This is a genomic window from Aestuariivirga sp. (genome assembly GCF_047602625.1).
In the GTDB taxonomy this organism is placed as follows: domain Bacteria; phylum Pseudomonadota; class Alphaproteobacteria; order Rhizobiales; family Aestuariivirgaceae; genus Aestuariivirga.
The window spans coordinates 1,994,924-2,020,563 of sequence record NZ_JASGGV010000002.1; the positions used below are offsets into that span (position 1 = coordinate 1,994,924).

The window sequence follows — 25,640 nt, forward strand, 5'->3', positions numbered from 1 at the left end:
ATCTCACCAGGCGGTGTAGCCGCCGTCGATCACATAATCCGCGCCGGTAATGGCGCTGGCCTCATCTGCGGCAAGGAACACGGCAGCGGCAGCGATTTCCCCGGCCCGTCCAAGCCTGCCCACGGGATGCCGCCGTTCGATCTGGTCGCGGATCTCCGCGCCATCGCTTTGGAGATCGAACCAGTTGAGCAGCATGGGCGAGGCGATATAGCCGGGGGAGATCTGGTTGCAGCGGACACCGGGCGCCGTGCGGGCGAGATGAAGTGCTGTCGATTTGGTGAGCATGCGCACGCCGCCCTTGCTGGCCGTGTAGGCAGCGCTCATGCCATCGGCAACCTGCCCCAGCACCGAGCCGATATTGATGATCGCGCCGTTGCCCTGTGGCCGCATCACGGGGATCACGGTCTTGCAGCCGAGAAATGTGCCGTCGAGATTTACTGCCAGTGTTTTCTCCAGCGTGGCGGGCGGACAGGTTTCAATCGTATCGCCCTCAAGGGAAATTCCAGCCGAATTGACCAGAACGTCGATCCGTCCGTGTTTCGCAGCCGTCTTCCGCACCAGCGCCTGCCAATCATCCTCCCGCGTGACATCCATTGGCTCTACACCGGAGACAGGTGTGAGATCGGCGCCGATCACCGTTGCGCCTTCTGCGGCGAACCGGGCTGCAATGGCCGCGCCGATGCCTGAGGCCGCGCCGGTGACGATGGCAATCTTTCCGCGGAGTTTCATGCCGTCATGCCTCCGTCAATCGTATATTCTGCGCCAGTGGCGAATGAGGCCTCAGGCGAACAGAGCCACGCCACGAGGCCTGCAACCTCCTCCGGCGCGATGAGCCGCCCGATGGGCTGTGAGGCATTCCATTGCTGTTCTGTCGAGTGTTTCGCGCTCTTGAAAAAGTCCGAAACCATCGGCGTTTCGACAACGCCGGGATGAACGGAATTGCATCGGACGGGATAGGATTGCCGGGCGCAATAGACAGCGATTTCCTTGCTGAGCGTGCGCACCGCCCCCTTGCTGGTATCGTAGGCCGTCAGCAGCGGATCGCCCTTCATGCCCGAAACGGAGGACAGGTTGACGATCGATCCAGCTCCGCTCTCCCGCAGAAGCGGCAGCATGGCCTGGCAGCCGAAGAAGGTGCCGTTCAGATTGACGGCCATGAGCTTGCGCCATTGCGCGAGGGAGGTATCCTCGACAGTGCCTTCAAACAGGATACCCGCGCAATTGACGAGGCTGTGCAGCCTGCCATGCCGCGTCCTGACATCTGCCGTCAAGGACTGCCACTGATCATGACGGGACACATCCAGCCCGATCCAGGTGATGAGCGAACTCTCAAACCCTTTTCCCGGCGAGTGGAGATCGGCGGCAAGGACGCGCGCGCCTTCCGATGCAAAACGCTCGCAGCAGGCGCGGCCGATCCCCGAACTGCCGCCCGTCACCAGCACAATCCGGTCTTTGGAAGCCAATCCCCGTCCCCCCGAAAAACTGTTGGGGCATCATTTCTTTTATTAAGTAATCGGTCAATAAAAACCTTGTGCACTGCCAGGACCCGATTTAACTTCGGTGCAAGCAAGGGAGAACTAGGTGCCGAAATTCGATGTGGTCATCGTCGGAGCAGGATTTGCCGGCATGTACATGCTGCATCGCGTCCGCCAGCTCGGCCTGTCGGCGGTGGTGATCGAGAAGGGAAGCGGCGTTGGTGGAACATGGTTCTGGAACCGCTATCCCGGCGCGCGCTGTGACGTCGAGAGCCTGAGCTACTCCTATTCTTTCTCCAATGAATTGCAGCAGGAATGGGAATGGTCGCACCGCTATGCGACACAGCCGGAAATCCTGCGCTATGCCAACCATGTGGCGGACCGCTTCGATCTCCGCCGTGATATTCTCTTCAACACGGCGGTGAAATCGGCGGCATTTGACGAAAAGAACTCTGACTGGGAGGTGAAGGCCGAAGGCGGCGGCCTATTCCGGGCGCATTATCTGGTAATGGCGACGGGATGCCTTTCGGTCCCAAAAGCGCCGGACCTTCCCCATCTCGGCGAATTCAAGGGCCGGATTCTCCACACCGCGGACTGGCCGGATGAGATGGATTTCACCGGCCTGAATGTCGGCGTGGTCGGAACGGGGTCATCCGGCATTCAGTCTATTCCTCTCATCGCGCGGCAGGCGAAGCACCTGACGGTGTTTCAGCGCACGCCAAATTATTCCATCCCCGCCTGGAATGGCCCGCTGAAGGCCGAGGAGCAGAGGGAGATGAAGGCCAGATACAATGAGCTTCGCGACAAGTCTCGCAATTCGCTTTCGGGCGATTATGCAGACGAATGCGTGGTGTCGATCCTTGATCTCACCGATGAACAGCGCGAGACGGAGTTTGAAAAGCGCTGGCTTGAGGGCGGCTTCAACTATCAATACGCCTTTATCGATCTCATGACCTCGGAAGAGGCCAATGAGCTGGCGGCGGAATTCGTCCGCAGGAAAATCCGCGCCACGGTGCGCGACGCCAAAACCGCCGAGCTCCTGTGCCCCAAGAATCATGCCTTCGGCGCCAAGCGGCTGTGCGTCGATACGGATTACTACGAAACTTTCAACCGGGACAACGTATCGCTGATCGACCTCAAGGCCGATCCGATCCATGACTTTGTATCCGATGGCATCCGCACCGTGCGGAAATGCATTCCGCTGGATGTGCTGGTGCTCGCCACCGGCTTCGATGCGATGACCGGCGCGCTGTCAAAAATCGATATCCGGGGGCGCGGTGGCGTTGCGCTGAAAGATCGCTGGCGAGATGGGCCCAAGGCCTATCTCGGGCTGGCGGCGGCGGGGTTTCCAAACCTGTTTATGATCACCGGGCCAGGAAGCCCCTCCGTGCTGGCCAATGTGCTGGTCGCCATCGAGCAGCACGTGGAGTGGATTTCCGGTCTTCTCGCCTTCGCACGGAAGAACAAGGTGACAGTGATCGAGGCGGATGCGGACGCGCAGGAAGACTGGGCGCGGCATGTGACGGAGGGCGCAGCGAAGACGCTCTATATGAAGGCAAACTCCTGGTATCTTGGCGCCAATGTGCCCGGCAAACCGCGCGTCTTCATGCCCTATGCCGATGGCGTCAGCACCTATGGCAGGATTTGCAGCGATGTGGCCGCGAAAGGTTACGATGGCTTTCATCTGTCATAGATTGCCAATTCCCACCTGGAGACACGCATGCCGAAACTAGGCCAGGAACCGATCCGCCGCCGGCAGATGATCGAGGCGACGATGGCATGCATTCGGGCCGAGGGCGTGAACCGCGCCACCATGCAACGCATCGCCAAGCGCGCCGGCCTGACCTCGGGGCTCATCGTTCATTACTTCACCGACAAGGCAGGCCTCTTTGAAGCCGTTTACCGCGAACTCTATCGCTCCCTGTCGGAAATCACGCGCGAGCGGCTGAAAGCCGCTGACACGCCGCAGGAGCGGCTGAATGCCATTCTGGACTCGCAGCTCTGCAACGAGATGCTGCAGCCCGACATCATGGCGACGTGGGTGGCGCTGTATTCGCTGATCCCCGAAAGCCCGGCACTGGCGAGGCTCGAGCGCGCCTATGAACGGCGCATCGAAAGCAACCTCATCGCCAATTTGCGCGGCCTTGGCCTCTCGAAAGCTGAGGCACGCAACATTGCGGAGGAACTGATGTCGCTGATCGACGGGTTGTGGCTGAATGTTCTCTCGCGGATCGGCGTGACGCCCGTCAAGGCGCGGAACATCCTGAAGCGCTATGTCGCGGCGCGAATTCCCGTCATTCACTGAGGGCACGCAATGGTCGACGGATTTTGTGATCCGCAGTTTTCCCGTGTGAGGGACGCTTTCGCGTCAAACCTGGCATCCGGCCTCGAACATGGCGGGGGCGTTTCGGTCGTGGCGGGTGGCCGCACCGTCGTTGACCTGTGGGGCGGCCATGCGGATGCGGCCCGCCAGCGCGCGTGGCAGCGCGACACATTGGTCAATGTGTGGTCGGTGACCAAGGGCATCATGGCCATTGCCATGGCGATGATGGTTGAGCGTGGAAGGCTGGACTATGCCGCGCCTGTTTCACGCTGGTGGCCGGAATTTGCACAAGGCGGCAAGAGCGGCCTCACGCTTGATCTTGTCCTCTCCCATCAGGCGGGCCTCAACGGGCTTTCGGTTCCGATGGCGGAGGCCGGGCTTTATGCGTGGACGCCTTATGCCGATGCACTGGCCGCCATGGCGCCGCTGTGGGAGCCCGGCACGCATTGCATCTATCACACCCTGTCCTTCGGGGCTCTGACGGGAGAAATCCTGCGCCGCGTGGATGGCCGCAGGCCCGGGCAATTCGTCCGCGAGGAGATTGCAAGGCCGCTGGGCATTGAGTTCCACATCGGGCTTCCCGAGAGCGAAGAACCGCGCGTGGCTGAGATGAGCGAGGGTGAGGGCGCGTCGAGATGGATCAAGGCTGTGCAGGAGTCGCCCTTTCCACACAGCTGCCGCAACCCGGTTCCGCGTGCCCTTGCACCCAATGACCGTGCGTGGCGGGCAGCAGAAATTCCGGGCGGTAACGGGCACGCCACGGCGCGTGATCTCGCAGCGATCTATGGAACGCTGGCGGGCGGTAGCGGCAAAGGGCTTCTCTCGCCCGAAATGATCAGGGAAGCATCGCGTCCGCGTGTTCGCGGCTGGGATGGAAGTTTCGCAGCGCCCGCAGCATTCGCGGCGGGATTTCAGATTGAGGAGTCGCTCGGGCTCGGCCGCAGCGCCGCCTTCGGCCATAATGGCTGGGGCGGCTCCATCGGCTTTGCCGATCCCGAAGCTGGGTTCGGCTTTGGCTGCGTCACCAATCTGATGCTCGCCGCTGATGATGCGCAGGACCCGCGGCAGAAAGCGCTGGTGGATTCCGTCTATGCCTCACTCTGAAGAAGTCCGTACGCGTCAATCCGCACCAGAAAATCCGGCAGCTTGTCGCGGCCGAGATCGAGGCAGCCGATTTGTCCCATGAAATTATCAAGCTCGCTGCGCAGAATGCCGATCGCCTGGTTTACACCCTCAAGGCCCTGCGCCGCCGCACCATAGAGCGTCGGCCTGCCTTGAAAGACGAAATCGGCGCCGAGACAGAGCGCCGTCAGAATATCAGAACCGCGCCGGATGCCGCCGTCCATCATGAGCGGTACATCTCTGCCCACGGCGCGCCGCAACATCGGCACCATGGCAAGCGGCGCAACCGAGCGATCATACTGCCTACCGCCATGGTTCGAAATATAGAGACCGTCAGCGCCGAGGCGCAGCGCCATGAGGGCGTCCTCCGGATGCATCACGCCTTTGACGATGAGCTTGCGCGGCCAGAGATCGCGGAAAAGCTTGAAGTGATCCCATGTCTGCACGGCAAAGGAATGGCTGTTGGCGAATTGCGCAACCTGAACCGGCGTTATGCCCACCGGAGCATATGGCGCCCAGTTTTTCATGACGGGCAAACCGCCGGTGCGGAGATAGTCCAGCGTCCAGCCAGGGTGGCAGAAGCCATCCCAAATCAGGCCCGGCGAAATTCTCAGTGGGAAATCAAATCCGTTGCGCAGATCGCGTTCGCGCTTGCCGGCGATGGGAATATCGATCGTCACCACCAGAGCCTGGCATCCCGCCCGTGCGGCACGCGCAATCAAATCCCTGGTGATCCCGGCATCGACAGCGGCATAAAGCTGATACCAGACATTCTCCGGCGCAATCGCCGCTGCCTCCTCGATGGACGAGGTGCTGGTGCCCGACATGATATAGGGAATCCGCGCCTCGCGTGCCGCCGCTGCCAGCATGAGATCGGCGCCGGGGCGAAAGAGCCCGGCATATCCCGTTGGGGCGATGCCGAACGGCGAGGCGTAGATTTGGCCAAACAGGTTTTGCTGCTGTTGCCGCTGGGAAACATCAAGCATGTAGCGCGGCAAAAAGCGGTAGGCATCGAAAGCCTGTTCATTCTCCCGCAGGCCGCGTTCATCGCCCGCCCCGCCATCGATCCAGTCAAACAGGATTTTCGGCAGGCGCGCCTTTGCACGCTCGCGCAAATCCGAGATCGAAACAGCTGGCTTCACCATACCCTCAGCCCGTCGTCTGTTCCTTGTTATGCTGAAAAACGCTGTTGTGAGGAAGGTGCAAAAATGAAAAGCTTTGGCGATAGTTCCAGCGCGTGGGCAGTGACATGACAGCGAAGATATCTCAGGATTTGTCAGGCCGCGTTGCGCTTGTCACGGGCGCCAGCCGCGGCATGGGGCGGGATGCGGCAATCGCACTGGCGGCGCGCGGCGCCAGGGTGCTGGGTGTGGCGCGTGACCGTGAACAGCTGGCAACGCTCGCAGACACTCCCGGCATCACCACGATGGTGGCGTCGCTGGCCGAACCCGGCGCCTGTGCGCAGGTCTTCGCCGCAGCACGTGATTTGGGGCCAGTGACCCTTCTCGTTCATGCGGCGGGGCGCGGCGGCTATATGGACAAGCCGATTTTCGACGAGTCGCTCAGCAGCTGGCGCGAAACCATGGCCATCAATTTGGACAGCGCCTTCGAGCTTTGCCATGTCGTGTCGCGCGACATTCGTGAAGAGAAATGGGGCCGCATTGTTTTGATCAGTTCCACCGCTGGCGAAGTGGGCGCACCCTCGATGTCGCCTTATTGCGCGTCGAAGCACGGCGTCATCGGCCTGATGCGCTCGGTGGCGCAGGATCTGGCGCCGGTTGGCGGCACCTGCAATGCAATCCTGCCCGGCTGGGTGCGCACCGACATGGCGGAGCGCGATGCCGAAGTGGAAGCCGAGCGCCGCAAGATGACGGTTGAAGCCGTGTGGGCGGAGCGCGCGGCTGCCAATCCTGCGGGGCGCATCGTACGCGTCGATGAAGTGACGTCAACGATCACCTTCCTCGCCAGCCCTGCATCAAGCGGCATCAACGGGCAGGCCATCACCGTGTCGCTTGGAAGCCTGTGGTGATGAACTATGATTTCATCATTGCGGGCGGAGGCTCAGCAGGCTGCGTGCTGGCAAACCGGCTGAGCGCCGATCCGGCCAACAAGGTTCTGCTGATCGAGGCCGGGTCCGGGCGGCGCAGCATTTTCGTGAGCATGCCGACCGCCAACGGATTTATTTTCGGCAGGCCCGCCTATGACTGGGCCTATCGCACCGAGCCGCAGGCGGAAATGTTCGGCCGCCAGGTCTATTGGCCGCGCGGGCGGCGGCTGGGCGGATCATCCACCATCAATGGCATGGTTTATATTCGTGGCAACCCCGCGGATTATAACGGCTGGCGGCAGCGTGGCCTCGATGGCTGGTCTTATGCCGATGTGCTGCCCTATTTCAAACGTCTCGAGCACAGCCATCGCGGTGACAATGAATTTCACGGCACTGGTGGGCCACTGCGCACCAGCTTTGCCGGTGGCGCCGCACCGATTGACCTCGCTTTCCTCGAAGCCGCCGCGCAGGCGGGATACCGCCGCAATCCGGATTTCAATGCCGAGCGGCAGGAAGGCTTTGGCATCTATGATGTGAGCGTCAGCGGCGGCAGGCGGAGTGATGTGGCCGAGGCCTATATCCGCCCCTTTCTGTCGCGCAAGAATCTCACCGTGATGACGGGCGCGGCATGCGAGCAGATTATCCTGAACAAGGGGCGCGCGGTCGGCATGAGAGTGCGGCGTAACGACCGCGTGGAGGAGATCATGGGCGGCGAGATCATCTCTGCCCTGGGCGCAATTTCCTCGCCGCATCTGCTGATGGTCTCCGGCATCGGGCCTGAAGACGATCTGAAGCGCGCCTCAGTTGATGTCGCGCTGAATCTGCCCGGCGTAGGCGCCAATCTCAGCGATCATCTGGATCTGCCGGTGAAATATGAAACGAACGATCCACTAGCCACTTTTGACCGCTATCAGCGCATCGATCGCGGTGTAATGCTGGGTCTCAAATATCTTCTCACCAAATCGGGGCCGGGCGCGCATCCCTTCTGGAGCTGTGGCGCATTCAAATCCTTTGATCCCGATGGCGCGCCGGAATTGCAGTTTTTCTTCACGCCCATGCTGTTGATCGAGGATCCCAAGAGCCACCGCAAGAAAGCGGCCAGCGGCTATCAGATCGACATCAATCAGATGCGCCCCGACAGCCGCGGCGTGATCCGCCTCCGGTCAAATCGCATGGCCGACCCGCCGCTGATCGATCCGCGCTATCTCAGCGAGGAAAAGGATCGCCGCGAAATGGTGGAAGGCGTGCGTGCGGCGCGCGAGATTGGCGAACAGGAGGCGTTCCGTCCCTATCGCAAGGCAGAGATCGGGCCGGGGCCCGCGATCCAGTCGGACAGCGATATTCTCGACTATATCCGGCGCAATGCGATTTCCGGCTATCATCCCGCCTGCACCTGCAAGATGGGAACCGGTAGCGACTCGCTCGCCGTGGTGGATGCAACACTGAAGGTGTATGGCATCGAGAATCTCCGGGTGGTTGATGCGTCGGTGATGCCGGTGCTGGTAACCGGCAATACCAACGCGCCCACCATCATGATCGCCGAAAAGGCGGCCGACATGATCCTGGGCAAGCCACCACTACCCCGGGCCAGCGCCGCATAAAGTCAACACAGGATTTCGCCATGATCATCGACATCGGAAAAACGCTGAAGGCAAAGATATATGGGGAAAAGGCAGTCTTCGGCCCATGGGTGGGGATTGCCGATCCGAATGTGATGGAAGTCCTAGCGCGGCTGGCGTTTGATTTCCTGCTGGTGGACGCTGAACATTCCGCCATTGATGCGAAAGGCCTGAGCGCGCTTCTGCCCGCCGCCGATCTCTATAAAATGCCGGTGATATTCCGTCCCACCACCATGGCGGCGGGCGAAATGAAAACGGCGCTCGATTCCGGCGTAGCGGGACTCATGATTCCCATGGTGGAGACGGCCGAGCAGGCGCGGGAAATCGTCAGCATCTGCAAATATGCGCCGCTTGGCAGCCGTGGCGTTGGCCCGTGGCGCGCTTCCGGATTCTACGACGGGTTTGAGGATTATCTGCGCGAGGCCAATGCGGCGACCACGCTGATCGTCCAGATTGAAAGTGCCGAGGGCCTTGCCAATGTGGAAGAGATATCCGCCGTCGAGGGCGTGGACATGCTGTTCGTGGGGCCGGCTGATCTTTCAAGTTCGCTTGGCCTTCCGATCGGCGGCATGAGTGACAGGCTGGTTGAGGCCTTCTCCCGCGTCGTTCATGCCGCGAAGGCGCACGGCAAGAGGGTGTCGATTGATCTGACATCCGTTGACCGTTTGCCGGCGTTGCGCAAGATCGGCTTTTCATTGTTCACTTGCGGATCGGATATGGATTTCATCAAGCAGGCCGGGCAGCGCCTGCTGATGGACCTGTCTGCCGCATCCGGAGATTGAGGCTTTGTCCCGCCTTTCCGAATTGGCTGCCATCGTCGGTGAGCGGCATGCCGTGGCGGGTGAGGAGCTTCGCGCGCGGCCACAGGACTTCTGGAACAATATGCCCACCGTGGCGCTTGGCCTCGTGAAGCCCGGATCGGTTGCCGAAGTCTCCGCTGTTCTTGCCTATTGCGATCGGCATGCGCAGCCCGTCATCGTCGAGGGCGGCCGCACCAATCTTGTCCACGCCACGCGCGGCACACCCGAGACATTGCTCATGTCAATGGAGCGTTTGAACACGATTGCGCCTCCCGATGCGGATGGCATGACGGTGGAAGCCGAAGCCGGTGTCATTCTCGAGACTCTGCAAAATAAAGTCCAACAAGCCGGTCTGCGGTTCGGCCTTGATCTGGGCGGGCGCGGTAGCGCCATGGTGGGTGGCCTGCTGTCCACCAATGCTGGCGGTTTTCAAGCCATGCGCTACGGTGTGGCGCGCGATCAGGTTCTTGGGCTTGAATGTGTGCTGGCCAACGGAACGGTGCTGAGCCATCTTGTCCCCTATACCAAGGATAATACCGGCTACGATCTGCGGAATCTGTTCATCGGCGCCGAAGGCACGCTGGGCGTGATCACAAAGGCGGTGCTCCGCCTCCATCCCTTGCCGCGCACCGTGAATACGGCACTTCTGGCATTTGACAGTTTTGTCGGCGTGACGGCCGCCTTGCGGTCAATGCGCGAAAATCTTCAGGGCACGCTGTCGTCCTTCGAAATCATGTGGCGAGAGTTCTATGATTTCAACGTCGAAGCGCTGTGCCCCGCTTCCCCGCCGTTGCCGATTGGCTCTCCCTTTTATGTGCTGTGCGAAGCCGAAGGGTTCAGCGAGGAAGCGGATGCGGAAAGATTTGAAGCCGTCATGGCGAGCTTGCTGGAAGAAGGCTACGCCGCTGATATCGTCGTGGCGCAGTCCTCCCGCCAGCGCGGCGAGCTGTGGCGGATCCGGGAAGAGTTTGAGCCGGAGGTCAAATTCTTCCAGACCATGATCGATTTCGATATTTCCCTGCCGATCTCGGCCATGGAACAATTCGCGAGGGATGCGGAGGCGCTGCTGGCGCGGGATATTCCGGAAAATCTGGGCCTGCACATCATCGGCCATCTGGGAGACGGAAACCTGCATGTGACCACGGGGCTCACATCACCGGAACGGAAGCCCGAGGTGCAGCGGCTCATCTATGGGCTGATCGCCCAATACCGGGGATCGATTTCCGCCGAGCACGGCATCGGGCTGGCGAAGAAAAACTATCTCGGCCATTCCCGCAGCGCCGGTGAAATCGCCGCCATGCGGGCCATCAAGGCGGCGCTTGATCCCAACGGCATCCTGAATCCCGGCAAGATATTCTGAACTTTCAGGCGATGTCTTCGCCAAGCGGGCGGTAAAAGCCCGCGGCTGTGATCGGAACGCCGCTTGCCAACTGTTGCCGCAGAAAGGGTTCGCTTTCGGCATAGCTGCTGAATGACCAGACGGCGATTCCTCCGGGCGGCGGCCCCATCATGCCGAGGCGGATAAGAAGGCCGGAAAGCCGGGCAGCGGCAGATGATTTTTCACGCGCACGGAAAATCTTCTCGAGCGCGCCTGGCTTTTGCGTGCCGGGATCGAAAAATTCCGCAAGGATCAGAGCGCCCGGGGCAATGGCGGGGTCGACGAGAATATCGAACAGCCCGCATTCGTAAAAATCGACGGCCTGCGCAACGGGGGACTGCGCCGCATAGGCGCGGCCCTCGGGCGTGCGGAAGAAATCTTCCCACGTGTCCATTCGCTCAATGGACGGAATGCGCCACCAGCACATGTGATGCGGCTCGGCGCCCATCTTCATGGTGCGCGCGAGATTGGCGACGATGACATCGCCATCGGCCTGCCAATCCTGCCGCACGTGATGACGGAAAACGTGCGAGGGCATTGCGCGGTCGCGCCGCATATATTCGGCATAGATCAGCGGTTTCATGCCTGCCTCCCGGGCAACAAGCGCAATCTTAGATGAAAACTGCTGGAATGACAGTAAGCGAAGCCTATCCGGCCGGATGCCCGCTTTTCCGCCGCGTCATATAGCCCTCAAGAGCCTCATCAATCGATGGATCGATCGGCGGTTTTTCATATTCCCGCAGCATCTGTTTCCAGATGGCATTGGCGCGCTGGGCGGCATTGATGCGGCCGCGCTCCACCCATGTATCGTAATTGTCCCAGTTGGAAAGCAGCGGCGCATAGAAGGCGCGTTCATAGCGCTCCATCGTATGCTGTGTGCCGAAGAAATGCCCGGCCGGACCGACATCGCGAATGGCATCAAGCGCCAGCGTGTCACGGTTCACTTCGATCGGTTCGAAATAGGCAGCCATCATCTGCAGCATCTCGGCATCGATGATGAGTTTTTCAAACGACGCCGTGAGGCCGCCGCCCAGCCAGCCCGCCGCATGCATGATGAGATGCGCGCCACCCATCATGCTGCCCCAGAGAGACATGCCGCTTTCATAGGCCGCCTGTGCATCCACATCATTGGCCGCCGTGACATTGCTGGAGCGGAAGGGAACGCCGATCAGCCTTGCCAGCTGGCCCGAGGCCTGGGCGGCGAGCGTATATTCCGGCGTGCCGAAGGCGGGCGCGCCAGATTTCATGTCCACGTTGGATGTAAACCCGCCATACATCACGGGAACGCCGGGCCGTACGATCTGCGTGAGCGCAATTCCCGCCAGCGCCTCGGCATGCTGCTGCGCCAATGCGCCTGCGATGGTGACCGGCGACATGGCGCCCGACAGCGTGAACGGCGTGATGATGTTGCACTGGCCATGCTCGGCGAAAGTGATGAGGCCTTCCGCCATTGGGACATCAAGCTGCAAGGGCGAATTGGTGTTGATGACGGCGGTGAAGACCGGCTTTTGCGTCAACGCCTCCCGCGCGCAGCCGAATGAGAGGGCCGCCATCTCCAGCGCATCCAGCGCGCGCTCGCGGCCCAGCCCCTGCGGCTGCCAGTTTTTGTCGAGCAGCGTGATCTCGGCATAATAGAGATCGAGATGGCGCGTCTCGGCAGGAAGGTCGAGCGGTTCGAATGGCCCGCCGCCTTCCTGATGGATGATGTTGAGCGATTGTACGAGCTTCAGGTAGTCGCACATTTCGGCATAGGTGCCGGCGCGCCGGCCTTTGTCGCGATCCATCACATAGGCGGGTCCGCCTACCGATGAAAAAAGGCAATGACTTCCGCCCACTTTCAGATTGCGCGCCGGATTGCGGGCAGCGATGTCGAATTGCGCCGGGGCCGTTTTGATCTTTTCGGCGATCATGCCATGCGGAAAGCGCACGCGCATGTCAGCCTCATCGACCTCCGCACCGGCTGAATGATAGAGCGCCCGCGCCTGCGGCTCCAGCACGCGCATGCCGATCTCCTGAAGCACCGTGAGGGCTGTTTCGTGGATGGCCATCGCCTGATCGGAGCTTAAAACCTCAATGGCTGCATAGGGCCGGGAGGGTTGCTTCCATGGCCGCTGCACAATGCCGCCGCTGGTTCTGGCAGGCCTCCGGGTGCGGCGGCTTTCGCGGATGTCCGTCATGCTGTGACCCTTTCAATGCGTGTGCTGCGCGCGGGCTCCGTTCCGCCAAATCCGCGCGCGAAGCGATGGCCGCTGTAGACGGCATCAGCGATGAGACCTGGCGCCAGGCAATCGCCGATGCGCGTGAGAGTCTGGAACGGCACATCGGCCCGCGTTTTAAGCGCGTGATAGAGGCTGTCGTCGGGCAAGCGTCCAGTGACGGACATGAGCGTTCCGCACGGCAATGAGGTTTCCCGTCCCGTATAAACACAGGCAAAGCGTGCCGCCTGTCCGTCAAAACCGGAAATGGCAAGCAGCGGCCTGATCGAGACGCCCAGTTCCAGCAGCCGCTTTTGCACGAAGGCCTGTTCATCCGTATAGGCCGTCCATGATGAGGCAATGGCAGCGGGGGTGACGAGCGTCACATCAAGGCCTTCGCGCTTCAGCCTTTCGGCCAGAGCGCCGCCCATAAAGTAGTGTTCGTCGTCATAGATGATGACAGGCCCCTGAACTTCAGCGCCCGCGAACACATCATCGGGCGTTAGACTGCCTGGCAGATCCACTGCCTCTTCGCCAATGACGCCGATGCCGTCGCGCCGCCATGTGCTGCCGGTGGCAAGCACCACATGCGAAACGCCGAGATCGGCAATGTCGTCCGCCGTCATGGCGCTACCCCGGAAAATTTCCGCGTTGGGAAATTTGGTGAGCATGTATTCGCGGTGGTCGCGCACCCGCATCCAGTTGCCGAGGCCAGGAAGCGAGGCCTCGCGCAGCAGGCGGCCGCCAAGCTGATTGCTTTTTTCCGCCAGCATCACGCCATAGCCGCGACTTGCCAGTGCCAGGGCGGCCTCGAGGCCTGATGGCCCTCCACCAACGATCAGAATCTTTTCATCGGCATGGCGCGGCGCAATGCGCTCGGGGTGCCAGCCACTCCGCCATTCCTCGCCCATGGTTGGGTTCTGCGTGCAGCGGATATGCACGGCCTCATTGTTGGCCGAGCGGCAGATGTTGCAGCCGATGCATTCTCGGATTTCGTCCTCGCGTCCCTCGGCGATCTTCTGCGGCAGAAAGGGATCGGCGATCGAAGGCCGCGCTGCGCCAATGAAATCCTGAATGCCGCGTTTGATCTGACTCACCATCGTATCGGGCGAGGTGAACCGGCCCACACTCACGACGGGCTTCGTCGTGAACGATTTGACGAACGCGACATGGCTTTCCTGAAAGCCTTCAGCCGAAAAGCGTGAACTCCGCGAGTCATTGCCGAGACTTCCGGAGACATTTACATCCCAGAGATCGGGCACTTCCCCCAGCAGCGCCACAGCATCGCGGCCTTCGCCTTCCGAGGTGATGCCGCACGGCCCATGCAATTCATCGACGGACAGGCGCAAGGCCACGGCGCAGGAGCCGCCCACGGCCTCTTTCGTATCTTCCAGCATTTCACGGATCAGGCGGGTGCGATTTTCGAGCGTGCCGCCATATTCATCGCTGCGCGTGTTGAGGCGGCGCGACAGAAACTGAAAGGGCAGATAGTCATGCCCGGCATAGACATAAACAATGTCAAAGCCTGCATGTTTGGCCCGTAAGGCCGCCGCGCGCTGCCACTGGCGGAATTCGCGGATGTCGGATTTGTCCATGGCGCGCGCCGTGGCGATGGGGCTGAACATGCCGGGCCTGGCGGATGGCGCGAGCAGCGGCTCCCGCGTCTGGCGGTTGGCGCCATGCGAGCCGCCATGCCACAGCTCGATCCCGGCGAGGCTGCCGTGGGCATGAATGGCATCGGCAATTTTCGCCACGTCGCGCATATCCTGATCGTCCCAGAGGCGCAGGAAGCCAAAGGGCGAGTCATCGCAACTGGGATCGATGGAACAATATTCCGTGCAGACCACGCCCCAGCCGCCTTCCGCCTTGATGCCACGCACGGCGGCGGAAGATTGCACGCGTGTCATGCCCATGCCGACGGCATGTGGCGTTTGATAAAACCGGTTGGGGGCGGTGACGGGGCCGATCCGCACCGGCTCGAAGAGAATGTTGTAACGGGGGTTTCTTGCCATCTTGCCAGCCACCATAGCTTATTATATGGTCGTTCAACAAGAGCAGGGAGCACTTGGTGGCAAAAGTCCGGACAGATTTTCCGCACGATGTGAAAATCGTCGAGAATATCTTCATTCCGTTGAAGGACGGAACGAGACTGGCCGCGAAAATGTGGCTGCCCGCAGATGCCGATGACCATCCCGTACCCGCCCTCCTCGAATATATTCCCTATCGCAAGCGCGACGGCACGCGGCTGCGCGATCAGGGCATGCACATGTATTTCGCGGGCCAAGGCTATGCTTCGATCCGTCTCGACATCAGGGGCACCGGCGACAGCGATGGGCTGATCGATGACGAATATACGGTGCAGGAACAGAAGGACGGCTGCGAAGCCATCGCCTGGATCGCCGCTCAAGAGTGGTGCGCCGGCAATGTCGCCATGTTCGGCATTTCATGGGGCGGCTTTAACGGGCTGCAGATCGCGGCGCGCCAGCCGCCAGCACTCAAGACCATCATCACCGTCGGCTCGACCGATGACCGTTACGCCACCGACATTCACTGGGTGGGCGGCTGCCTGTCGAAAGACAATTTCGACTGGTCCTCCACCATGTTCGCGCACAATGACCTGCCGCCCGATCCGGAGATCGTCGGCGAACGCTGGCGCGGGATGTGGCAGGAGCGCATCGCCCACAACACGCCATGGATCCTGAAGTGGATGCGCCACCAGCGGCGCGACGCGTTCTGGAAACAGGGATCGGTCTGCGAGGATTTCTCGAAGATCAAAATTCCTGTCTATGCGGTCAGCGGCTGGGCCGACAATTATTCCGAAAGCGTGCCGCGCCTGCTGGAAAAGCTGAGCGGCCCGCGCATGGGGCTCGTCGGGCCGTGGGCGCATTCCTATCCCCAGGATGCGGCGGTGGCGCCCTCGATCGGCTGGCTGCAGGAGGCGCTGCGCTGGTTCGATCACTGGCTGAAGGGCATCGACACCGGCATCATGAAAGAGCCGATGTACCGCGTGTGGATGCAGGACTCGGTGCCGCCCCGCACCTGCTATCTTGAACGGCCCGGCCGCTGGGTGGCGGAGAAAAGTTGGCCGTCGCCGCGGATCAAATTCGCAAAATATAGTCTCGGCGCGGACGGCAGCCTTTCACAGCGGAAAGGCGCTGCGCGCAAACTTTCGATCTGTTCTCCGCTCTGGGTTGGCGCGGGTGCGGGCGAAGTGGGGCGCTATGGCGAGGACGCCGACTGGGCCGTGGACCAGCGCGAGGATGACGGCGGATCGCTCGTCTTCACCAGCGCGCCGCTGACGCGCAAGACGGAGATTCTCGGAGCCCCGCAGCTTCATCTCGAATTTTCCTCCGACAAACCGCAGGCGCTGGTGGCGGTGCGCCTCAACGATGTGGCGCCCGATGGCAGTTCCACCCGCATCACGGTGGGCCTGCTTAATCTCACCCACCGCGAGAGTCATGAACAAGCCACCCCGCTGGTTCCGGGCAAGACCTATCGCGCCACGATCGATCTCGATGACATCGCGCATGTATTTCCAAATGGTCATCGCATCGCAGTTTCCATTTCCACCACCTATTGGCCGATTGCCTGGCCTTCGCCAGAGCTTGCCACGCTGACCATCACGGCAGGAAAAAGCTCGCTCGAACTGCCGGTGCGGTCGCCAAGTTCGCAGGACAAAAAGCTGCGGGCCTTTGCCGAGCCCGAGCAAGCACCTGATATTGAGTCCATCGCCATTCCTTTCGAACGCAAACACCGCCGCAGCGTCACACGGGATTTGCTATCCGGAAAGATCACCGTCGATTTTCCGCGCTGGACGCTGGCGCAGGACATTCCCGACATTGGGCAAACGCAAATCTGCGAATGCCTGTCGCGCTACACGATTACCGATGGCGATCCGCTGTCAGCGAAGGTCGAAACGGACTTCCGCATCGAGTTCAGGCGGCCGCATGGCACCATCGTGCATCACAGCACCGGCAGCATGACATCAACGGCGACGCATTTCATCGTCGAGATGCGGCTGGATGTCTTCGAGGACGGCGCATCGATCTTCCAGCGCACATGGAACGAGAGGTTCAAACGTGACATGGTTTGACCCGCTTCACCCTGACGTTCATCCCAGCGGGGGCGCGTCGACAAAGTGTTGAACTACGCGATCAAGCGCATTCTTCTGGCCTTGCTGATCCTCTTCACGGTGATGCTGGCGATGTATGCGATGGTCTTTCTGGTTCCGGGCGATCCGGCATCTCTGGCGCTCGGCCCCCGCGCAACGCCGGAACTCAAGCAGCAGCTCACCGAGCGCATGGGGCTTGACCAGCCGCTCCCCGTTCAGGTCTACCGCTTCTTCCGCAACGCGCTGACCGGCGATCTTGGCTATGATGTGTGGTCGAAGCGCCCGGTGTTCGATGAAATCGCCGAGGTGTTTCCCAAAACCCTCATTCTCGGCGTGGCGGCGCTGAGTTGGGCGCTGATACTGGGAATCGCGCTGGGGTGCGCAGCTGTCGTCTATCGCGGCACACTGATCGACCGCCTGCTGGGCATTCTCTCGGTCAGCGTCATTGCCGTGCCGTCCTTCGTTATCGCCATTTATGCGCTGCTGATTTTCGCGGTGTGGCTGCAATGGCTGCCGGCCATCGGCGCCGGCGAGGCTGGGAATTTATGGAGCCAGTTTCTGGCGCTGCTGATGCCTGCCTTTGCCATCGGTGCGGGTTGGGTCGGCTATCTCGCCCGCATGGTGCGCGCGGCGATGCTTGAGGTGATGGGGCAAAGCCATATCCGCACGGCCAGAGCCTTCGGCCTGCCGGAATCGCGCGTCGTCTACAAATATGCGCTGCGCATCGCCATCATCCCGGCGATTTCAATCATCGCGGTGGGGCTTGGCAGCATTCTGTCGAGCGCGGTGTTCGTGGAAACGGTGTTCACGCGGCCGGGCATCGGCACGCTCATCACCGCCGCCGTGCAAAAGCGGAATTATCCCGTCGTGATGGGCACGGTTCTGGTGATGACGGCCTTTTATCTCGCCGTGGTCACGCTCGCCGATCTGCTGATCGCCCGGCTTGATCCAAGGGTGCGCGATGTTCTCCGCAGCTGAAGCGGCCTTCCGCTCGCCAGCACTCCGCGCCCTGCTCCGGGATCCGATGGGCCGAATGGGAACCATTCTGGTTTTGGGGTTTGCCGTCATGGCGCTGTTCGCGCCGTGGCTTGCGCCTTATGATCCGGTGAAGATCGATGTGATGCACAAGTTCCTGCCGCCCGGCCTTGCGCATTGGGCCGGCACGGACCAGTTGGGGCGCGATACGCTGTCGCGGCTGATCTTCGGCGCGCGCACGGCGCTGTTCATTGCCGTTTTCTCGACCACCGCCGCCGGTTTCTGCGGCCTGCTTCTGGGGCTGACGGCGGGTTTCGGCCCGCGCTGGCTGGATGCGATCCTCGTACTTTTGTTCGACTCCATGAGTTCGCTGCCGATGATCATGTTCGCGCTTGCCGTCATCACGGTGCTGGGGCCGGGAACCGGTACGTTGATTTTCGTGATCATTCTCGTGTCGATCCCCGGCTACGCGCGGCTGATCCGGGCGCAGACGCTGACGCTGCGCTCGAGCGACTTCGTGCTCGCGGAGCGGTCGATGGGCGCGTCGGCGGCGCGTATCATGCTGGTGCATCTCCTGCCCAATGTCATAGGGCCACTGGTGATCGTGCTCAGCATGGATATTCCCGTTGTCATCATGCTGGAGGCGGGTCTCAGTTATCTCAATCTCGGCGTCCGCCCGCCCACGCCGTCATGGGGAAATATTCTCTATGACGGATACACCTCGCTCCGTGCCGCGCCTACCATGGTCATCGCCGCCGGACTGGCGCTCGTCCTCGCAACACTTGGTTTTACCTTCCTCGGCGAAGGCCTGCGGGACGCGCTGGACCCCAAGCTGCAAACGCGAGGCCTCCGATGAGGGACGTGCTGCTGTCGGTCGATGATCTTTCGATCGCCTATCGCACGGGCCAGGGCAGCGTTCACGCGCTCCGCCACGCCAGCCTGAAGGCGCATGCCGGCGAAGTGGTGGGCATCATGGGCGAAAGCGGCTGCGGCAAGTCCACGCTCGCCTCGGCGATCATTAATCTGCTCAACGCCAATGCAGAAGTGACATCCGGCGCGGTGAGGCTCAAGGGCAGCGATATTCTCACCCTGCCGCGCAAGGCGCAGCGCGCCATCCGCGGCCGCCACATCGCCATGGTGTTCCAGGACCCCATGACGTCGCTCAACCCCGTTTTCACCATCGGCACGCAGCTTGTCGATTTCCAGTATCATCTTGAAAATTCCGCCGTTGAAAAAATGGCTCGCGCCGAAGCCATGGTGCAACGGGTGGGAATTCCCGACCCGGCCCTGTGCCTCCGGCTTTTCCCGCATGAACTGTCGGGTGGCATGCGGCAGCGCGTGTCGATCGCCGCCGCCCTTCTCATGCAGCCCGAGGTCTTGGTGGCGGATGAGCCCACCACTGCGCTTGATGTGACGATGGAGGCGCAGATCATTCATCTGCTGCGCGAGCTCCGCAATGACTATGACGGCGCCATTATCGTGGTCACCCATCATTTGGGCGTCATCGCCGAACTCTGCGACACGGTTTATGTGATGTATGCAGGAGAAGTGGTGGAAGCGGGTCCGGTCATGGATATTTTCCATGCTCCCGTTCACCCCTATACGCGCGCGCTGATCGCCTGCGACCCGGCGCATCTTGAAGAGGAGACGGGAGCACTCCCCACAATTCCCGGCCGCGTGCCTGATCTCGCGCATCTTCCCGCCGGGTGCAGTTTCGCCGACCGCTGCGGCATCGCCTCGGACCGCTGCCGCGAAACGCCGCCGCCGTGGGTCAATGTCACGCCGCTGCATGGTGGCCTGTGCCACAAGATTTCACCATGACGGCGCTGCTTGAGGTGAACGACGTGAGCGTGAGCCTGCCGCTGTCGGGCGGCCTTCTGCCGTGGAAGGCCGGAAGCCTGAACATTCTCGATCACGTCAGCCTCACGATGGACAAGGGCGAGACCTTCGGCATCGTGGGTGAATCGGGATCGGGCAAGACCACGCTCGCGCGGGCCGTGATGGGGCTTATGCCCATTTCAGGCGGGGCCATGCTGTTCGATGGCGCGCCACTTTCGTCTCAGGCTTCTTTCGCAAAGATGCGCCGCGCGTCGGCCATGATGTTTCAGGATGCCGTCGCCTCCTTCAGCCCGCGTATGACCATCGGCGCGGCGATCACCGAGCCGTTCATCATCAATGGCGTTGCGGTGGAAGACCGCCGCGCCAAGGCGGGTGAATTGCTGTCGCGCGTCGGCCTTTCGCCCGCGCTTGCGGCGCGCTACCCGCATGAATTGTCCGGTGGCCAGGCGCGGCGGGCGGGCGTAGCGCGGGCGCTGGCGCTCAATCCGCAATTGGTCATCGCCGATGAGCCTACGGCAGGGCTTGATGTTTCGGTGCAGGGCGAAATTCTCAATCTTCTGGGAAGCCTCAAGGCGTCGCTCTCCCTCAGCTATCTCATCATCACCCACAATCTGGCGCTGGTGCGGCATGTGACCGACAGGATCGCCGTCATGTATCTGGGGCGGCTGGTTGAAACCGGCCCGACGCGGCAGGTGTTTCGCGCTCCCCTTCATCCCTACACCAAAAGCCTGATTGCATCGGAGCCCAAGCCCGATCCCCGCAAGCGCCGCGCCGATCTGGCGATCCGTGGCGAAATCCCAAGCCTTCTGCGGCGTCCACCGGGATGCGAATTCCACACCCGCTGCGCCATCGCACGGGATCGCTGCCGCCAGGAAAAGCCGGAATTGAGAATCACGCCCGCGGGCCGGGGCGTGCGCTGCCATTTTGCCGACGTGACTGCATAACCAACATCAAGGAGGAAACGATGAAAGACATGTGGAGAACCGACCGCCGCGGGCTGATCAAGGTCGGCGGCGCCTTGTTCGCAGGGCTGGCGCTGGGGCCGAAGCTCGCCTGGTCCGCCGATGGCGATACGCTGCGCCTGCGGGCGCTGGCGGATTTTCAGGTGCTGGACCCCAAGGGCATCATCGGCGAACTGGATGACATCATTCCCCGCTGCACGCAGATCACCCTGATCCGCCTGGGTGACATCCGCGATGGCAATGAAACATCGAACTGGGGGGCGGAAAAGATCGAATGGACCGATCCCAAGACCATCGCCTTCACGCTGCGTGATGGCCTCAAGTGGAATAACGGTTTCGGCCCCGTCACGGCGGAGGATGTAAAATTTTCATTCGAGCGCATCAAGGGCACCGATTCCGCCTGGGCCTATCAGTTTGAAAAGCTCGATCATGTCGAAGTGGTTGACGCCCGCTCTGGCATCATCCATCTCACCCAGCCGTTCAAGCCCTTCTGGGTGATCGCGCTTCCCTATTATGGCGGCCACATCGTGTGCAAGGCGGCTGTCGAGAAAGCCGGTGGCAGCTATACCACCACGATCCCCGCGCAATGCGGACCCTATCTGCTCGACAAATGGGAGCAGAACCAGAAGGTCACGCTGGTGGCGAACCCCGACTGGACAGGCCCCAAACCAGCCTTCTCCCGCATTGAATATTATATCGTCGCCGACGATCAGGCCGCCCTTCTGGCCTACGAGGCAGATGCCTTTGACTATACGCGCGTGGCGGTGAATGCGGTGAAGCAGCTCAAGGCCAGCATGCCCAAGGGCGCCACCCTCATCGAGGCGCAATCGACGCGCTATATCTGGCTCACCATCAATATGAACAGTCCGAAGCTGAAGGACCTGAAAGTCAGGCAGGCCATTCAATATGCCTATGACGGCGATGCCGTGCTGCAGGGCGCGTTTGACGGGTTGGTCAAGCGTTCGGCCGGTGTCGTGCAGCCCGGCACCAAATTTGCCCGCGCCAAGAACAACATTGCCGTGCGCGATGTCGACAAGGCCAAGGCCTTGCTCGCCGAAGCGGGCGTGTCCGGCCTCTCGCTCAATCTCGTGACGCTCACCGATTCAACCTCGCAGGCCATTGCCCAGATCATTCAGGCCAGCATGGCGGATGCGGGGATCACGATCGAGATTCAGCCCACCGAGGATGCGGCCTATTGGGCGCTGGGCGACAAGACCAAGGGCGATGCTTACAAGACGCTTGAACTGGTGTTGATGGACTTCGCCGGCGGCATTGATCCGACCGAGAATCTGGTATGGTTCCGGCCCGATCAGATCGGCGTCTACAACTGGTCGTTCTTCGACAGCAAGGAGTTCGAGGACCTTTATCAGCAAGGCCTCGTGGAACAGGAAGATGCGAAGCGCAAAACCATTTTCAACCGCATGGAAGACCTGATGGAGGATTCAGGCGGCTTCATCTTCATCTGCTTCGAGCCGTTGCTGGTGATTCACGACGATACGTTCAAGCCTGTCATCCTCGCCGACGGGCATCCCGATCCCACGCAATTCACCAAGGCATGACGCTGACGCGGCGCGGTTTTCTGCCGCGCCGCTTTTCTGAATGAACAAATCGAAGCCTATAAAATCCGAACCCCGCTTCCGCCGCATCGCGCCGGAGGAACGCCGCGCGCATCTGATCGAGGCGGGGCTGGCTTGCCTTGCAAAGGGCGGCATTCTCGGTTTCACCATCGACCAGATTTGCGCCGAGGCAGGCGTATCGCGTGGCCTCATCACCCACCATTTCGGATCAAAGGATGGATTGCTGGCGGCGGTTTATGAAACGATGATCGGCCGCCTGCTCGCCGTTCTGGAAAAACCGGAAGGCAGCGGGCAGAGCCATATTGCGGCGATCATTGATGCTGTCTTCGGGCGCGATGCGGCCAATCACGGCAGCCAGCGCATCTGGCTGGCGCTGTGGGGCGAGATCGCCAACAACCCGGCGCTTCTCAAAATGCACCGCAAACAATACGCCCGTTACCGAGGCGGCGTAGAAACTGCGCTCTCGTCACTGGCGCGCGAGCGGGGCATCAACGCCGATATTCCCTTCATCGCCACGATGTTCATCTCGCTGGTGGACGGTCTGTGGCTGGAATGGAGCATCGATCCCCGCCAGGTGTCCGCCACGCTGGCCCGCGACGCCTGTTACCGCCTGCTGGAGCCGGTGTTCGGCAAAGTGTGAGAATGTTCAAATGCCTGAGGGATGGTGGCGGACGCAGTCCGTGACGAACCCGTCTCGAGCCGATTTTCCCCTGGTAACAGGGAAAATAACAGGGAATTTCGTGAAATTCGGCCCGATCCGGCCCGGACGACCGGCTATTCACTGGCAAAATCAGTAACATAACGGGGATTTCCCTGGTCAGGGGAACAGGGAACGGAATTCGTGGGAACAGGGAAGGTATTGAGCCTGAACAGGGAACCAAAATCGCCGTCGCGGGTGCCGAGTGGGTGTAACCTTCTCCAAGGCCCTGGTTGCTGGGCTTGAAATTAACCGCTCTACATTATATATTCCGAATTGTCGGAAGAATTAGGAGGGCAACAATGGCGACATCGGCAGATATGTTGAGGCCCACAGAGGCAGCCGTTGTCGCGCGCGTTGACCTTCGGGATATCAATCGCGTTATCGACGAACGGATTTTGCCCGATGACTTTTTCGCGATCGATGACGGCCGGCGCGTGATGGCAACGGCATGCACCCTGATCTCATTCTACGTCGCCAGTGCCAGGCGTCTGACATCGGATGAGCGATTGTTTGCAATCCGGGAAGTTGGATCTCGTCTGTACAAATTCCGTACTCTGGCCTTGGCTTCGCTTATTGAGAAGGACTGGACGGTACGGGACGAGTTCTTGGCCATCGATCTGGCGCCCTTTGTCAAGCGAACCAAGGAAGGGATGGACCACCTGGTGGCGGCTCGCGAACTCGTAGCGTCTGATCCAGCGGTGCTTGGCGGAATTCCCACCATTCGCGGCACCCGCATTCCCGTACACGATGTTGCAGCATCCGTTGCTGCTGGCATTCCAATTGATCGGATTCTCACTGCCTATCCCTCGCTGGATGCGGACAAGATCGAACTCGCCGGGATATACGCCGCAGCCAATCCATTACGAGGCCGACCCCGATCCAGCGAAGATCTGCCTAAAGAAGCCACTGTGACGGTTGATCGCCGAGTTTTTCGTCGCAAGACAGCGGGATGAAGTTTCTCGTTGACGAGTGCCTGAGCCCTGAACTTACCAAGCTCGCACACGCCAAGGGATATGGAGAGTCATCTCATGTCGTTTGGCACGGTCTCGGCGGCAACAAAGATTGGGAACTAAAGCCCTTCATCCTCAAAGGTGACTGGACTTTCGTCACCAGGAATTCCATCGATTTCCGAGGACCTGCTGGTGAGCCCGGCAGAACAGGTCAATATGCTGATGTCGAAATCCATGCAGGATTGGTTTGCCTCAACGGTCCGCCGGGAATGGATCTCGATATGCAAATTGAACTATTCGATTACGCGCTTGAAGAATTGACCACGAATGGTGATCTGGTGAATCAAGTCTTGGAGATCACCTTGGAAGAAGACACCGTTCATATCCGACGCTACGAGCTTCCCAAAGCAGAATAGAACCTAAAGCGCGCTACGCAGATAAAGTCCCCGCAGGAAGTGGGATGCAAAAGCTGGATATCCCGGCGATTCAGATCGCCCTGTTCGAGAATCCATCGGTAAGAAGCCGGATTGCCAGGGACTACTCGCTTCCTGGTGGCATTTGTATGCCAGGAGAATTCTGTGATGCTGTAATCCAAAGCTTGCAGCAGGTCCCTTCGGCAGATCCGCTCGCCCACGGATGGACCGGCAATCAGGTATTCGAAGCTGCGGTGCGCGCTATCGGCAGCAATAGTCGCAGCTGGGCGCGCTTCATCGTCGCAGAGCCTGAACTGTGCCGACTTTTCCTTGACTACGATCCCGCCAGGTTGTCGGCCAACAATTACTCCCGCGCCGCAATCCAGGAACGGATTGCACCGCTGCTCGGGGGCATCACAGCCCGCAGCGATGTGAGAGCGATGATGGATTGGATCGAGGTTCTAAGCACCACACCCGGCTATTATGATAGGATCATCAGTTTGGCGAACACTGCGAGGAAAGTTGCCACATCGCTGTCGGAATCGCCGTGTCCCGACGCCGAACTGATGATCCTACTTGTTGCGGCGCTTGCGAAACCTTTATTTCTCAGGAATGCATCCATTCACGCCGCCGTGCAGGGGGTTGCGCAGGATCCGAAACTCAGTGGGATGGGTTATGCCCTAGGCGCTGAATTTTTCCGCAACCTCGGCTGGAGTGGATTCAAGCCAGACCGACACATCAAACGGCTGCTGGACAGGTGGCGCCCAGAAAATGCGCTGGCCGTCGAGCGGCGCGTACAGGCGCTGGCAGCGGTGCTTGGGACAACCGATCGGGAGTTCCACAGCTTTGCTAGATACTCCCTGATAGGCATCGGGCTCACGCCCGATGATTGCACGTACTCCCGTGCCGATAACCTCGTCTGGTTGCTCGGTGCCTATGTGGAACGAAAAAACCGGGAAACGCAGCGACGCTATATTCATTGAATATTACAAGGATAGGGATGCTCGAAACTGCCTCTCGGTGAATAGTCGTTTGTCCGCTGAATCTCTCGAATTCCTTCGCGATCCGCAGGGGCAGTGGTCATACTAGCAAACCTTTGGGACTTTCCGGCGTTTTGTGGTCGGCGCCTATAACTCTAACGCTCATAACATCAG

The 25,640-nt window shown here is 60.7% G+C and carries 23 protein-coding genes; 17 read left to right on the forward strand and 6 right to left on the reverse strand.

Annotated elements, in window-relative coordinates; translation table 11 throughout:
- Positions 1–3: 3 nt before the first annotated feature.
- Together QM694_RS14875 and QM694_RS14880 are read right to left on the reverse strand one after the other, a co-directional pair.
- Positions 4–729 carry an SDR family NAD(P)-dependent oxidoreductase gene (locus QM694_RS14875; RefSeq protein WP_415007704.1) on the reverse strand — a complete coding sequence of 242 codons (726 nt, stop codon included), beginning with the start codon at positions 727–729 and terminating at the stop codon, positions 4–6.
- Positions 726–1,463 (reverse strand): SDR family oxidoreductase, encoded by a 738-nt coding sequence (locus tag QM694_RS14880; protein ID WP_415007705.1) that lies wholly within the window; start codon positions 1,461–1,463, stop codon positions 726–728. The genes QM694_RS14875 and QM694_RS14880 overlap by 4 nt, the downstream gene beginning before the upstream one ends.
- A gap of 118 nt (positions 1,464–1,581) precedes the next feature.
- On the opposite strand from QM694_RS14880, the gene QM694_RS14885 reads away from it, so the two are divergent.
- From QM694_RS14885 to QM694_RS14895, 3 genes are read left to right on the forward strand one after another with little or no spacing between them, the layout of a single operon-like run.
- Complete coding sequence (locus QM694_RS14885; protein WP_415007706.1) at positions 1,582–3,168, forward strand: flavin-containing monooxygenase; 1,587 nt, start codon at positions 1,582–1,584, stop codon at positions 3,166–3,168.
- Between the two features lie 27 nt (positions 3,169–3,195).
- Positions 3,196–3,780 (forward strand): transcriptional regulator BetI, encoded by a 585-nt coding sequence (gene betI, locus QM694_RS14890; protein WP_415007707.1) that lies wholly within the window; start codon positions 3,196–3,198, stop codon positions 3,778–3,780.
- Between the two features lie 9 nt (positions 3,781–3,789).
- Positions 3,790–4,902: a serine hydrolase domain-containing protein gene (locus QM694_RS14895; protein WP_415007708.1), complete on the forward strand. Its 1,113-nt coding sequence runs from the start codon at positions 3,790–3,792 to the stop codon at positions 4,900–4,902.
- Here QM694_RS14895 and QM694_RS14900 read toward each other — a convergent pair.
- A complete protein-coding gene (locus tag QM694_RS14900; protein WP_415007709.1) occupies positions 4,887–6,065 on the reverse strand; it encodes an alpha-hydroxy acid oxidase in 1,179 nt (392 codons plus the stop codon). The genes QM694_RS14895 and QM694_RS14900 overlap by 16 nt on opposite strands.
- A gap of 104 nt (positions 6,066–6,169) precedes the next feature.
- On the opposite strand from QM694_RS14900, the gene QM694_RS14905 reads away from it, so the two are divergent.
- Genes QM694_RS14905 through QM694_RS14920 form a run of 4 tightly spaced genes read left to right on the forward strand, consistent with a single transcriptional unit; the run spans position 6,170 to position 10,746 of the window.
- Positions 6,170–6,949 (forward strand): SDR family NAD(P)-dependent oxidoreductase, encoded by a 780-nt coding sequence (locus tag QM694_RS14905; RefSeq protein ID WP_415007710.1) that lies wholly within the window; start codon positions 6,170–6,172, stop codon positions 6,947–6,949.
- The gene (locus QM694_RS14910; protein ID WP_415007711.1) at positions 6,949–8,568 is read left to right on the forward strand and encodes a GMC family oxidoreductase; all 1,620 of its coding nucleotides are present in this window, start codon (positions 6,949–6,951) and stop codon (positions 8,566–8,568) included. The genes QM694_RS14905 and QM694_RS14910 overlap by 1 nt, the downstream gene beginning before the upstream one ends.
- A 20-nt stretch (positions 8,569–8,588) precedes the next feature.
- Positions 8,589–9,368, forward strand: coding sequence for an HpcH/HpaI aldolase family protein (locus tag QM694_RS14915; protein ID WP_415007712.1), 780 nt, complete (start codon positions 8,589–8,591; stop codon positions 9,366–9,368).
- A 4-nt stretch (positions 9,369–9,372) separates the two neighbouring features.
- Entirely contained in the window at positions 9,373–10,746 is a 1,374-nt protein-coding gene (locus QM694_RS14920; protein ID WP_415007713.1) for an FAD-binding oxidoreductase, read from the forward strand.
- A 4-nt stretch (positions 10,747–10,750) separates the two neighbouring features.
- On the opposite strand, the gene QM694_RS14925 is transcribed toward QM694_RS14920, so the two are convergent.
- The 3 genes from QM694_RS14925 to QM694_RS14935 all read right to left on the reverse strand — a co-directional run bounded on the left by QM694_RS14925 (position 10,751) and on the right by QM694_RS14935 (position 14,971).
- Entirely contained in the window at positions 10,751–11,347 is a 597-nt protein-coding gene (locus QM694_RS14925) for a hypothetical protein (RefSeq protein WP_415007714.1), read from the reverse strand.
- 64 nt (positions 11,348–11,411) lie between these two features.
- Positions 11,412–12,941, reverse strand: coding sequence for a trimethylamine methyltransferase family protein (locus tag QM694_RS14930; protein WP_415007715.1), 1,530 nt, complete (start codon positions 12,939–12,941; stop codon positions 11,412–11,414).
- Positions 12,938–14,971, reverse strand: coding sequence for an FAD-dependent oxidoreductase (locus QM694_RS14935; RefSeq protein ID WP_415007716.1), 2,034 nt, complete (start codon positions 14,969–14,971; stop codon positions 12,938–12,940). Before QM694_RS14935 ends, QM694_RS14930 begins: the two co-directional genes overlap by 4 nt.
- Positions 14,972–15,027: 56 nt before the next feature.
- Here QM694_RS14935 and QM694_RS14940 point away from each other — a divergent pair, with 56 nt between their 5' ends.
- The 10 genes from QM694_RS14940 to QM694_RS14985 all read left to right on the forward strand — a co-directional run bounded on the left by QM694_RS14940 (position 15,028) and on the right by QM694_RS14985 (position 25,469).
- Positions 15,028–17,052 carry a CocE/NonD family hydrolase gene (locus QM694_RS14940; protein ID WP_415007717.1) on the forward strand — a complete coding sequence of 675 codons (2,025 nt, stop codon included), beginning with the start codon at positions 15,028–15,030 and terminating at the stop codon, positions 17,050–17,052.
- Positions 17,053–17,097: 45 nt separating this feature from the next.
- The gene (locus tag QM694_RS14945) at positions 17,098–18,048 is read left to right on the forward strand and encodes an ABC transporter permease (protein ID WP_415007718.1); all 951 of its coding nucleotides are present in this window, start codon (positions 17,098–17,100) and stop codon (positions 18,046–18,048) included.
- The gene (locus QM694_RS14950) at positions 18,032–18,901 is read left to right on the forward strand and encodes an ABC transporter permease (protein WP_415007719.1); all 870 of its coding nucleotides are present in this window, start codon (positions 18,032–18,034) and stop codon (positions 18,899–18,901) included. Before QM694_RS14945 ends, QM694_RS14950 begins: the two co-directional genes overlap by 17 nt.
- Positions 18,898–19,866 (forward strand): ABC transporter ATP-binding protein, encoded by a 969-nt coding sequence (locus QM694_RS14955; protein WP_415007720.1) that lies wholly within the window; start codon positions 18,898–18,900, stop codon positions 19,864–19,866. Before QM694_RS14950 ends, QM694_RS14955 begins: the two co-directional genes overlap by 4 nt.
- Complete coding sequence (locus QM694_RS14960) at positions 19,863–20,828, forward strand: oligopeptide/dipeptide ABC transporter ATP-binding protein (protein WP_415007721.1); 966 nt, start codon at positions 19,863–19,865, stop codon at positions 20,826–20,828. Before QM694_RS14955 ends, QM694_RS14960 begins: the two co-directional genes overlap by 4 nt.
- Before the next feature lie 20 nt (positions 20,829–20,848).
- Positions 20,849–22,405 carry an ABC transporter substrate-binding protein gene (locus QM694_RS14965; RefSeq protein WP_415007722.1) on the forward strand — a complete coding sequence of 519 codons (1,557 nt, stop codon included), beginning with the start codon at positions 20,849–20,851 and terminating at the stop codon, positions 22,403–22,405.
- 40 nt (positions 22,406–22,445) lie between these two features.
- The gene (locus QM694_RS14970) at positions 22,446–23,063 is read left to right on the forward strand and encodes a TetR/AcrR family transcriptional regulator (protein ID WP_415007723.1); all 618 of its coding nucleotides are present in this window, start codon (positions 22,446–22,448) and stop codon (positions 23,061–23,063) included.
- 359 nt (positions 23,064–23,422) lie between these two features.
- Positions 23,423–24,076, forward strand: a complete 654-nt coding sequence (locus tag QM694_RS14975; RefSeq protein ID WP_415007724.1) for a DUF433 domain-containing protein — start codon at positions 23,423–23,425, stop codon at positions 24,074–24,076.
- The gene (locus QM694_RS14980; protein ID WP_415007725.1) at positions 24,073–24,489 is read left to right on the forward strand and encodes a DUF5615 family PIN-like protein; all 417 of its coding nucleotides are present in this window, start codon (positions 24,073–24,075) and stop codon (positions 24,487–24,489) included. The genes QM694_RS14975 and QM694_RS14980 overlap by 4 nt, the downstream gene beginning before the upstream one ends.
- A 44-nt stretch (positions 24,490–24,533) precedes the next feature.
- Positions 24,534–25,469, forward strand: coding sequence for a hypothetical protein (locus QM694_RS14985; protein ID WP_415007726.1), 936 nt, complete (start codon positions 24,534–24,536; stop codon positions 25,467–25,469).
- Positions 25,470–25,640: the final 171 nt, after the last annotated feature.

Excerpts from the sequence above, each read along its gene's own strand:
- QM694_RS14895 (WP_415007708.1), top strand. The coding sequence starts at position 3,790 with ATGGTCGACGGATTTTGTGATCCGCAGTTTTCCCGTGTGAGGGACGCT.
- QM694_RS14900 (WP_415007709.1), bottom strand. The coding sequence starts at position 6,065 with ATGGTGAAGCCAGCTGTTTCGATCTCGGATTTGCGCGAGCGTGCAAAG.
- QM694_RS14935 (WP_415007716.1), bottom strand. The coding sequence starts at position 14,971 with ATGGCAAGAAACCCCCGTTACAACATTCTCTTCGAGCCGGTGCGGATC.
- QM694_RS14970 (WP_415007723.1), top strand. The coding sequence starts at position 22,446 with ATGAACAAATCGAAGCCTATAAAATCCGAACCCCGCTTCCGCCGCATC.
- QM694_RS14930 (WP_415007715.1), bottom strand. The coding sequence starts at position 12,941 with ATGACGGACATCCGCGAAAGCCGCCGCACCCGGAGGCCTGCCAGAACC.
- QM694_RS14965 (WP_415007722.1), top strand. The coding sequence starts at position 20,849 with ATGAAAGACATGTGGAGAACCGACCGCCGCGGGCTGATCAAGGTCGGC.
- QM694_RS14915 (WP_415007712.1), top strand. The coding sequence starts at position 8,589 with ATGATCATCGACATCGGAAAAACGCTGAAGGCAAAGATATATGGGGAA.
- QM694_RS14985 (WP_415007726.1), top strand. The coding sequence starts at position 24,534 with ATGCAAAAGCTGGATATCCCGGCGATTCAGATCGCCCTGTTCGAGAAT.
- QM694_RS14950 (WP_415007719.1), top strand. The coding sequence starts at position 18,032 with ATGTTCTCCGCAGCTGAAGCGGCCTTCCGCTCGCCAGCACTCCGCGCC.
- QM694_RS14960 (WP_415007721.1), top strand. The coding sequence starts at position 19,863 with ATGACGGCGCTGCTTGAGGTGAACGACGTGAGCGTGAGCCTGCCGCTG.
- QM694_RS14910 (WP_415007711.1), top strand. The coding sequence starts at position 6,949 with ATGAACTATGATTTCATCATTGCGGGCGGAGGCTCAGCAGGCTGCGTG.
- QM694_RS14925 (WP_415007714.1), bottom strand. The coding sequence starts at position 11,347 with ATGAAACCGCTGATCTATGCCGAATATATGCGGCGCGACCGCGCAATG.
- QM694_RS14905 (WP_415007710.1), top strand. The coding sequence starts at position 6,170 with ATGACAGCGAAGATATCTCAGGATTTGTCAGGCCGCGTTGCGCTTGTC.
- QM694_RS14980 (WP_415007725.1), top strand. The coding sequence starts at position 24,073 with ATGAAGTTTCTCGTTGACGAGTGCCTGAGCCCTGAACTTACCAAGCTC.
- QM694_RS14875 (WP_415007704.1), bottom strand. The coding sequence starts at position 729 with ATGAAACTCCGCGGAAAGATTGCCATCGTCACCGGCGCGGCCTCAGGC.
- betI (WP_415007707.1), top strand. The coding sequence starts at position 3,196 with ATGCCGAAACTAGGCCAGGAACCGATCCGCCGCCGGCAGATGATCGAG.
- QM694_RS14955 (WP_415007720.1), top strand. The coding sequence starts at position 18,898 with ATGAGGGACGTGCTGCTGTCGGTCGATGATCTTTCGATCGCCTATCGC.
- QM694_RS14975 (WP_415007724.1), top strand. The coding sequence starts at position 23,423 with ATGGCGACATCGGCAGATATGTTGAGGCCCACAGAGGCAGCCGTTGTC.